Origin of the sequence: Kitasatospora sp. NPDC101157, from assembly GCF_044768255.1 — a bacterium.
Lineage (GTDB): Bacteria > Actinomycetota > Actinomycetes > Streptomycetales > Streptomycetaceae > Kitasatospora.
In genome coordinates this window covers 53,209-61,252 of the sequence record NZ_JBIWPL010000034.1, presented here as the reverse complement: position 1 = coordinate 61,252, position 8,044 = coordinate 53,209, and the positions used below count along the sequence as shown (strand labels likewise).

Sequence of the window (8,044 nt, the reverse complement as noted above, 5' to 3'; positions counted from 1 at the left end):
CGCGTCTGGTCGTACCTCAGGTCCTGCTACCAGGACGCCGACGCGATCCTCGGCCGGGTGCTGGACCGGGCCCGGGGGGGGGGCCCGCCGGGGGGGGGGGCGGGCCCCCGGCCGCGGGGGGGGCCCCCCCCCGGGCCGGCGGGTGGTCAGCCGCTCAGAGGTTCTTCTCCAGCGCCGCGAGGTAGTTGCGCATGAGGTGGTCGCGCACGCCCTCGCCGGTGGGCTCGAAGGCGGCGGAGGTCAGGCCCTTGGCGCGGTTGGCGAGGCCGGAGACCAGGCCGCTGGCGCCCTCGTGGATGGTCCCCGCGGAGTCGATGAACCGCAGCGCCTCGATGTGGGTGAAGGCAGGCTCCGGCGGCAGCTGGGGGACGATGTCGTTGTTGTTGACGAAGCGGTAACTCCGGCCCTTGAGCGCCTTGTTGTAGGCGGCGGTGAGGAGGCGGTCGCAGGTGCGGGGCTGGCCGAAGGTGTACACCCCGTCGGCGGTCAGGCGCGGGTCCTCCAGGTTGAGGCGGGCGGCGGCGAGCATCGCGAGGGCGCCGCCGAGGCTGTGGCCGGTGAACCAGACGGTCTGGTCGTTGTCGCGCAGCTCGGCGAGGGTCTTGCGGACGTCGGGGAAGACCGACTCCAGGGCCTCGGCGAAGCCGTAGTGGACGTAGCCGGTGCCCGCCGGGCCGGGCCAGGGCGGGGTGGTGGAGTCGGTGAGCCAGTCGCGGATCTCCTTGGGCTCGGTGCCGCGGAAGGCGACCACGATCATCCGGTCGCCGGCCATGGTGTAGGCCTGGGTGTCCTCAAGCGGGAACGGCGGGGTGAACCGGGTGTCGTGGTGGCGCACGGTGCCGAAGCCCCAGTCGTGGGCCTGCCGGTCGATCGTGGCGTCGTCCTGGTAGGCGAGCTCGGCGGCCTTGGCCAGGTTGTAGGCGTGGGCGAGGCTGTAGCCGGTCGCGCTCTGGTCGAAGGTGGTGGGTACGGCCACGGGGGACCGCCTTTCGTCGGGGAAGGTGTCCCTCGTTGGTAGCGGACCCGTCGACCGCCGCGGGGGCGGCGCCGCCGGGAGTCACCTGAACGGATCCGGGGCGCCGCACGGATCGAGGGCTCCTCCGGAGCGGCGGGGCACGGACCTTGGGAGGGAACGGGTTCGTTCACTAACATTGGCGGTGGGCCAGGTGAACAGGGAACTCCCGGAAGGTGTGCAGCCATGTCCGCTGAAGCCGGACCTGCTGAGCGCGGCACCGAGCGCGCGGCGGCGACGGCCGCTCCGGTCCGTCGGCGCGGCGAGGCGCTGGAGAGCGCCATCTACGGGGCGGTCCTCCAGCAGTTGACCAGCGACGGCTACGCGCGGCTCACCATGGAGGGCGTGGCCGCCGCCGCGCAGACCGGGAAGGCGGCCCTCTACCGGCGTTGGTCCTCCAAGGAGGAGCTGGTGGTGGACGCGCTGCGGGCCAGCCTTCCCCCGCCCGGAGCGGCCCCCGACACCGGCAGCCTGCGCGGGGACCTCCTCGCCGTGGTGACCGGGCTGCGCGGCGCGATGGTCAGCGAACTGGGCGCCGCCGTCCGCGCGATCATGAGCGAGATCGACCACCAGCGCGCCCACGTCTTCCTGGAACTGGTGCTGGAGCGGGTGGTCCAGCCGACCACCGCACTGATCGCGGAGGTGCTCGACCGGGGCACCGCCGGCGGTGAGGTCCGTCCCGGGGCGGTCACCCCACTGGTCACCGACGTGGTGCCGGCGCTGATGCTGTACCGGATCAAGATGTGCGGCGGGGGTGCCGTCGAGCTCGATCCGGCGGCGATCGTCGACGAGGTGCTGCTGCCGATCGTCCGCCGCGGGTAGGGCCCGTCCGGCACGGTCCGCCGGACGGGCCCCGGGGCTCAGGCGCCGCTGTGGCGGAGCATGTCCTCGCGCTCGACGACCTTGACCCGCTCGCGGTCCTCGGCCCGGCCGAGGGCGCGCTCGTGGGCGTCGAGCTGCTTCCAGTCGTCCCAGGTGGTGTAGCGGACGCCGCGGGCGCGCAGGTGTGCCTCGACCGCCGCAGGGTCGGGTTCGGCGGCGCCGGGCAGGCGGCCGCCGGCGTGGTCGTCCAGCAGGCAGGCGACGGTCTCGTTGGCGTCGCCCTTGGTGTGGCCGATCAGGCCGACCGGGCCGCGCTTGATCCAGCCGGTGACGTAGAGGGCCGGGACATGGGAGCCGTTGCCGTCCAGCACGCGGCCGGCCTGGTGCGGGACGGTGCCGGAGACCGGGTCGAACGGCAGCTTGGGCAGTTCGTCGGAGTAGTAGCCGACGGCCCGGTAGACCGCCTGGACGTCCCAGTCGGTGTGGCGGCCGGTGCCGCGCACGTTGCCGGTGCCGTCCAGCTCGGTGCGCTCGGTGCGCAGGCCGACCACCCGGCCGTCCTCGCCGAGGACCTCGACCGGGGACTCGAAGAAGTGCAGGTACACCCGGTGTGGGCGGTCGCCGACGTCGCGGATCGCCCAGTTCTCGACCGTGGCGGCGACCAGGTCGACGTGCTTGACGGCGCGGCGCTCGGCGATCGAGCCCTCGTCGTACTCGATGTCCTCGGGGTTGACGATCACCTCGATGGTGGGCGAGTGGTCGAGCTCGCGCAGCTCCATCGGGCTGAACTTGGCCTGCGCCGGGCCGCGGCGGCCGAAGACGTGCACCTCGACGGCGCGGTTGCGGCGCAGGCCCTCGTACACGTTCGGCGGGATCTCGGTGGGCAGCAGCTCGTCGGCGGTCTTGGCGAGGATCCGGGCCACGTCCAGGGCGACATTGCCGACGCCGAGGACGGCGACCTTCTCGGCCTCCAGCGGCCAGGTGCGGGGCACGTCCGGGTGGCCGTCGTACCAGGAGACGAAGTCGGCGGCGCCGTAGGAGCCGTCCAGCTCGATGCCGGGCAGGTCGAGCGAGCGGTCGGCCATCGCGCCGGTGGCGAAGACCACGGCGTCGTAGTAGCGGTGCAGGTCGTCCAGGGCGAGGTCGGACGGGTAGTCGACGTTGCCGAAGAGGCGGACCTGGGGCTTGTCCAGCACCTGGTGCAGGGCGGTGACGATGCCCTTGATCCGCGGGTGGTCGGGGGCGACGCCGTAGCGGATCAGGCCGAACGGAGCGGGCATCCGCTCGAACAGGTCGATCGAGACACCGGGCGCCTGCGCGGCATCGGACTTCAGCAGGGCGTCGGCGGCGTAGATGCCGGCGGGGCCGGCTCCGACGACGGCGACTCGGATCGGGCGGGTCATGCGGGTGGTCCTCCGGTCGGGCGCAGGGGGAGGTGAAGTGGTCTGGACCCTCGCAGCCAACCCGCTGTTCGAACGGAGGTGTAGTCGGTGCTGATCTATGACGCCATAGAGCGGACCTATGGCCGGTCCGGGAACCTTTCCCGGACCGGCCGAGTGGGCGTCAGTCGCGCTCGACGTCGGTGGCCTGCGGCGGAACGGCCGGGGCGGCATCCGTCGTGCCCTCGGTGAGCCGGGCCGTGGAGGCCTCGAAGAAGCGCAGCAGCTCCACCGGGAACGGCAGCACCAGCGTCGAGTTCTTCTCCGCCGCGACCTCCACCACCGTCTGCAGCATGCGCAGCTGCATCGCCGCCGGGGTCTCGGCCATCTTGCTCGCCGCCTCGGCGAGCTTGGCGGCCGCCTGGAACTCGCCGTCCGCGGTGATGATACGGGCCCGGCGCTCGCGGTCGGCCTCGGCCTGGCGGGCCATCGAGCGCTTCATCGAGTCGGGCAGGCTGACGTCCTTGATCTCCACCCGGTCGATGTGCACGCCCCAGCCCGCCGCCGGGCTCTCCAGCATGAGTTCCAGACCCTGGTGCAGGTTCTCCCGCCCGGAGAGCAGGTCGTCGAGCTCGCTCTTGCCGATGATCGAGCGCAGCGAGGTCTGGGCGACCTGCAGCATGGCGAAGCCGTAGTTCTGCACGTCCACGGTGGCCTTGATCGGCTCGACGACGCGGAAGTACAGCACCGCGTCGACGCTCACCGAGACGTTGTCCTTGGTGATGCCCTCCTGCGCGGGCACCGGCATGGTGACCACCTGGACGTTCACCTTGCGCATCCGGTCGAGCACCGGCACCAGCATCGTCAGGCCCGGCTCGCGGACCTGCCCGCGCACCCGGCCGAGCCGGAACACCACACCGCGCTCGTACTGCTGCACCACCCGTACGCCGGTCATCAGCCACAGCAGGACGACCACCACGACGATCACGAGTACCGCCACGCCTGTTCTACCTTCTCCCCGTCGCGGCGCAGCCGGGCCGGGTCCGGGGTGGCCCTGTCGCCGGATGCTCGCCGCGCGCAGCACAGTATGCGCCCGGCGGGGCGGGACGGTAAGGCGTGCGGAGCGGGATCTTGACGCATCGTTGACGGCCGGCCGGCGGTGCACCCCGGGGGCGCGCCGCCGAGGTGGAACGGTGGCGCGCCCCTGGGGTCGGGCGGGGCGCGCCACCGAGCTCGGGCGGCGGCGCGCCGGGGGACGGCTCAGGCGCGGAAGACCTCGGCGTGCTCGGCCGCGAACTCGGCGAAGGTGCGCGGCTTACGGCCGGTCAGTTCCTCCACGTCGGAGCTGACCGCCGAGGCCCGCCCGGCCGCGTACAGCCCGTACAGCTCGACCATCCCCTCGGCCCGCCACCGCTCCCAGCCCATGCCGAGCAGGCCCTCCAGGGCCGCCTCGGGGGTGAGCGCGGCGTACCCGACCGGGTGGCCCGCGACGGCTGCCAGCTGCTCGGCCAGCTCGCCGTGGGTGAGCGCCGCCGGGCCGGTCAGGGAGTAGACCGCGCCTTCGTGTCCCTCGGTGGCCAGCACCTCGACGGCGGCCGCCGCCACGTCCCGGGCGTCCACGTACGACACCGCGCCGTCGCCGCCGGGCACGGCCAGGCGGCCGGCCTTGACGGCCGGGGCCATGCCGAGGAAGTTCTGGTAGAAGCCGTTCGGGCCCAGCACCGTCCACGGCAGGCCGGAGGCCTTCAGGTGGTCCAGGCCCGCGATGTGCGCGCCGATGAAGCGCACTCCCTCGGGGCGGTACTCGATGCCGGCGGCCGCGTGCAGCACGATCCGAGGGCGGCGGCCGGTGCGGACGGCAGCGTCGATCACGTTCTTCTCGTGCTGGGCCATCTCCGGGTGTACGGCCACCAGCAGGTAGACCGTGTCGGCCCCGGCGAGGGCGGCGTCCAGCGACGCCGGGTCGGCGAAGTCGGCGGCGACCCGCTCGACCGCCTCGTCCCACTCGGCCGGGCCCCCGGACCCGGCGCGCACCAGCGCCCGTACCGCCTGGCCGCGCTCGCGCAGCCCCACGACCACCTTGGACCCGACCGTACCGGTGGCACCCGTCACGACGATCACGGATGTGTCTCCTCGTCCCCGTTGACGACGCGGACCTGATTCCGCGTCAGGGGGATGATCGCAGGCGGGGGATGGCGGATCAAGGTCGGGCCCCGCGCGGGCCGGCGGGGTGCGCCGACACGCACGGAGTCCCTCTCTTCCTCGACTTGGCGATGGCCGGACGCTTGGATGGATCGGGCCTGGTCACCGCCCGGACGCCGGTCCGGTGGCCCCCTGGGCGAGCCGAGGAGCCACCACCGTGAACCACCCGTCCGATCCCGACCCCACCGACGTGGCCCGCCGGGTCGCCGAACGGCGCGAGCGGCTCGGCCTGAGTGAGGAGGACCTGGCCCACCGGGCGGCGATGGCGCCGCGCTACCTGGGCCTCCTGCTCCGGACCGGACCCGCCTTCGACCCCGGCGGCTTCGTCCGGATCGCCGCCGCGCTCGGCGTGACCCGGGACGAACTCCTGGCGGACGGCCCCGACACCCCGCCCGGGCGCGGCGGCCCCGGCCCGCGGCCGAGGCTGCTCCACCTCACCGACGCCGAGTGCTGGGAACTGGTCGGCTCGCACGGGATCGGCCGGATCGCCCTGCCGGTCCGGCCCGGCCCGGCGGTCCGGCCGGTCAACTACGTGGTCGACCGGGCCTCCTTCGCCTACCGCACCGGCGACCGGACGGGGACCGCCCCGGAGGAGGGGACGGAGGTGTCCCTGGAGGTCGACCGCATCGACGAGTTCCAGGGGCGCGGCTGGACCGTGCTGGTCGTCGGCCCGGCGCACTACGTGGACGACCCGGAGGAGCGGCGCCGCCTCGACGCGCTGCCCGGCGCGGTCCCGTGGGCGGGCGGCGACCGGCCGCGCTGGGTGCGGATCCGGCCCGAGGAGATCAGCGGTCGGCGGCTGGTGACCGGCTGAGGGCGACGGCCCGTGCGGCGCAGCGGGTCGCGGAGCACGCGGCCGGCAGGTGGCGGGCCGGGGCCGGGGCGGTCAGCAGGGCCGGCAGCGCGCACACGCCCCGCCCGGGCCCGGGGCGGCCGTCAAGTCCTGTACCGGCGCAGCACGTTGGGGGACCAGCTGGTGACGGGCGGCAGCTGACCGCTCGGGCATACTCGTCGGATGGACGGACGCACCAGGGCTGCCTGGACCAACACCACCCACGACTGGGCCGCTGCCGTGGACACCGGGCATCTCGCCGGGATCCGCGCGCAGGCCGCCGAGTTCGCGCCGGGCGGCGTCGAACACCTCGTACTGGAGGTGCTCGCCTACCCCGGCGACGAGGCGGCCGCGCGCGGCGCGGGCCGGTGCGTCGTCACCCTGCACGCCGACGGCTCGGTCTCCGTCCGTGACGACGGGCGGGGCACCGACACCCGGTTCGACGAGCACGGCGAGGTGGTGAAGAAGCCGGTCATGGCCACCAAGGACCTGCGCTTCTTCGACCGGCCCGAGGCGGAGCAACTCCCGGACGGGCACCCGCGCCGGGGCATGTCGGTGGTCGCGGCGCTCAGCTCCTGGCTGGTGCACACCAACCGCCGGCACAACGGGGCCTGGACCCAGCGCTACGAGCACGGCCTGCCGGTCACCGGTCTCGACCCGGTCGAACCCGACGGCACCACCGGCACCTCGGTGACCTTCCGGCCCGACCCGTCGTTGCTCCCGCAGAGCCCGTTGGACGCGGACCGGCTGACCCGCTGGGCGGCGCACTGGCCCGCCCTGGAGGTGCGCGTCGAGTCCGCCGGGCCGGAGGGATAGACCGGCGACGAGGAGCGGGTGCGGATGGGCGTGACACCGGTCGTGGTGCTGCCGGCCATGGGCGACCGGCCCCGGCAACTGCGCGCGATGCTCGACCCGGTGGCCGCCCGGGAGGGCGTTCGGACCGCGTGCCCGCCCCGGCGCCCGATCCGCTGGAGCACGGTGTGGGATGACGCTGTGGGGGCGGCCCCCGGTGTTCTGAGGCCGCCTTGTAGCGGGCGCTACCGGCCGCTACGCTCGCCGCCATGAAGCAGTTGAACGTCCGCCTCGACGACGCCGTGCACGAGGCGCTGGAGCAGCGCGCCGAGGCCGCCGGGATGAGCCTGCCGGACTACGCGCGCAAGGTGCTGGCGGAGGAGGCGGACGAGCGCCGCGAGCGCTTCCTGACCGCCGCCGCCCACTTCTCCCAGGCCTGGGGCCCGGCGTTCGAGGCGGAGTTCGGCCCGTACCCGGCCCCCGCCCGCGACGCGGCGGCGGACGCCGCGTGATCCTGCGGATCGACCGGACCTGACTGCTGGACCTCGCCCAGCAGTTCCTGCCCGGCGACCCGGACGTCACCGACTACGGCACCCTCGCCGCCGCCGTCGCCCGGCACGCTGACGAGGTCCCGGACGTCCCCGTCTACGGGGGGTTGCATCAGCGCGCGGCCGCGCTGATGCACCAGCTGATCCGCGTTCCGGCCCTGGCGGCGGCCAACGAGCACTTCGCCGCCGTGGTCGCCGCCGCCTACCTCAGCGCCTCCGGCGTCATCGTCACCGCCGAGCCCGAACACGCCGTTGACCTCGCCGCCCGCATCCGCGCGGGCCACGCCGACGTCCGGGAGACCGCGGCCACGATCCGTACCTGGTACCGCTGAGCAGCCGCCCGGAACGCCCGCCGCGGGGGGGTCGGGGGGCCCGGCGACATCTCGCGCCACCACCCGGGGGGGTCACCCGGGGCGGCGGCTGCTCTGCACCACGGGGGGGGTGTGGAGGGGGGCGA

Annotated in this window: 9 protein-coding genes; 5 read left to right on the top strand and 4 right to left on the bottom strand. The window is 74.3% G+C overall.

Annotated elements, in window-relative coordinates; genetic code table 11:
- Positions 1–154: 154 nt before the first annotated feature.
- Positions 155–976, bottom strand: coding sequence for a lipase family protein (locus ACIRVF_RS38560; protein WP_402828955.1), 822 nt, complete (start codon positions 974–976; stop codon positions 155–157).
- Positions 977–1,198: 222 nt separating this feature from the next.
- Between ACIRVF_RS38560 and ACIRVF_RS38555 the strand changes: the two genes are divergently transcribed.
- Positions 1,199–1,834, top strand: a complete 636-nt coding sequence (locus ACIRVF_RS38555) for a TetR-like C-terminal domain-containing protein (RefSeq protein ID WP_402828953.1) — start codon at positions 1,199–1,201, stop codon at positions 1,832–1,834.
- 38 nt (positions 1,835–1,872) lie between these two features.
- Here ACIRVF_RS38555 and ACIRVF_RS38550 read toward each other — a convergent pair whose 3' ends face one another.
- The 3 genes from ACIRVF_RS38550 to ACIRVF_RS38540 form a co-directional block, all read right to left on the bottom strand.
- A complete protein-coding gene (locus tag ACIRVF_RS38550) occupies positions 1,873–3,237 on the bottom strand; it encodes an FAD-dependent oxidoreductase (protein WP_402828952.1) in 1,365 nt (454 codons plus the stop codon).
- Between the two features lie 160 nt (positions 3,238–3,397).
- The gene (locus ACIRVF_RS38545; RefSeq protein ID WP_402828986.1) at positions 3,398–4,168 is read right to left on the bottom strand and encodes a slipin family protein; all 771 of its coding nucleotides are present in this window, start codon (positions 4,166–4,168) and stop codon (positions 3,398–3,400) included.
- A 305-nt stretch (positions 4,169–4,473) separates the two neighbouring features.
- The gene (locus tag ACIRVF_RS38540) at positions 4,474–5,334 is read right to left on the bottom strand and encodes an NAD(P)H-binding protein (protein WP_402828950.1); all 861 of its coding nucleotides are present in this window, start codon (positions 5,332–5,334) and stop codon (positions 4,474–4,476) included.
- A gap of 238 nt (positions 5,335–5,572) precedes the next feature.
- Between ACIRVF_RS38540 and ACIRVF_RS38535 the strand changes: the two genes are divergently transcribed.
- The 4 genes from ACIRVF_RS38535 to ACIRVF_RS38520 all read left to right on the top strand — a co-directional run bounded on the left by ACIRVF_RS38535 (position 5,573) and on the right by ACIRVF_RS38520 (position 7,919).
- Positions 5,573–6,229 (top strand): pyridoxamine 5'-phosphate oxidase family protein, encoded by a 657-nt coding sequence (locus ACIRVF_RS38535; RefSeq protein ID WP_402828948.1) that lies wholly within the window; start codon positions 5,573–5,575, stop codon positions 6,227–6,229.
- Between the two features lie 201 nt (positions 6,230–6,430).
- Entirely contained in the window at positions 6,431–7,063 is a 633-nt protein-coding gene (locus ACIRVF_RS38530) for an ATP-binding protein (RefSeq protein ID WP_402828946.1), read from the top strand.
- A 245-nt stretch (positions 7,064–7,308) separates the two neighbouring features.
- A complete protein-coding gene (locus ACIRVF_RS38525; RefSeq protein WP_402828944.1) occupies positions 7,309–7,551 on the top strand; it encodes a plasmid mobilization protein in 243 nt (80 codons plus the stop codon).
- A gap of 167 nt (positions 7,552–7,718) precedes the next feature.
- Positions 7,719–7,919 carry a hypothetical protein gene (locus ACIRVF_RS38520; protein ID WP_402828942.1) on the top strand — a complete coding sequence of 67 codons (201 nt, stop codon included), beginning with the start codon at positions 7,719–7,721 and terminating at the stop codon, positions 7,917–7,919.
- Positions 7,920–8,044: the final 125 nt, after the last annotated feature.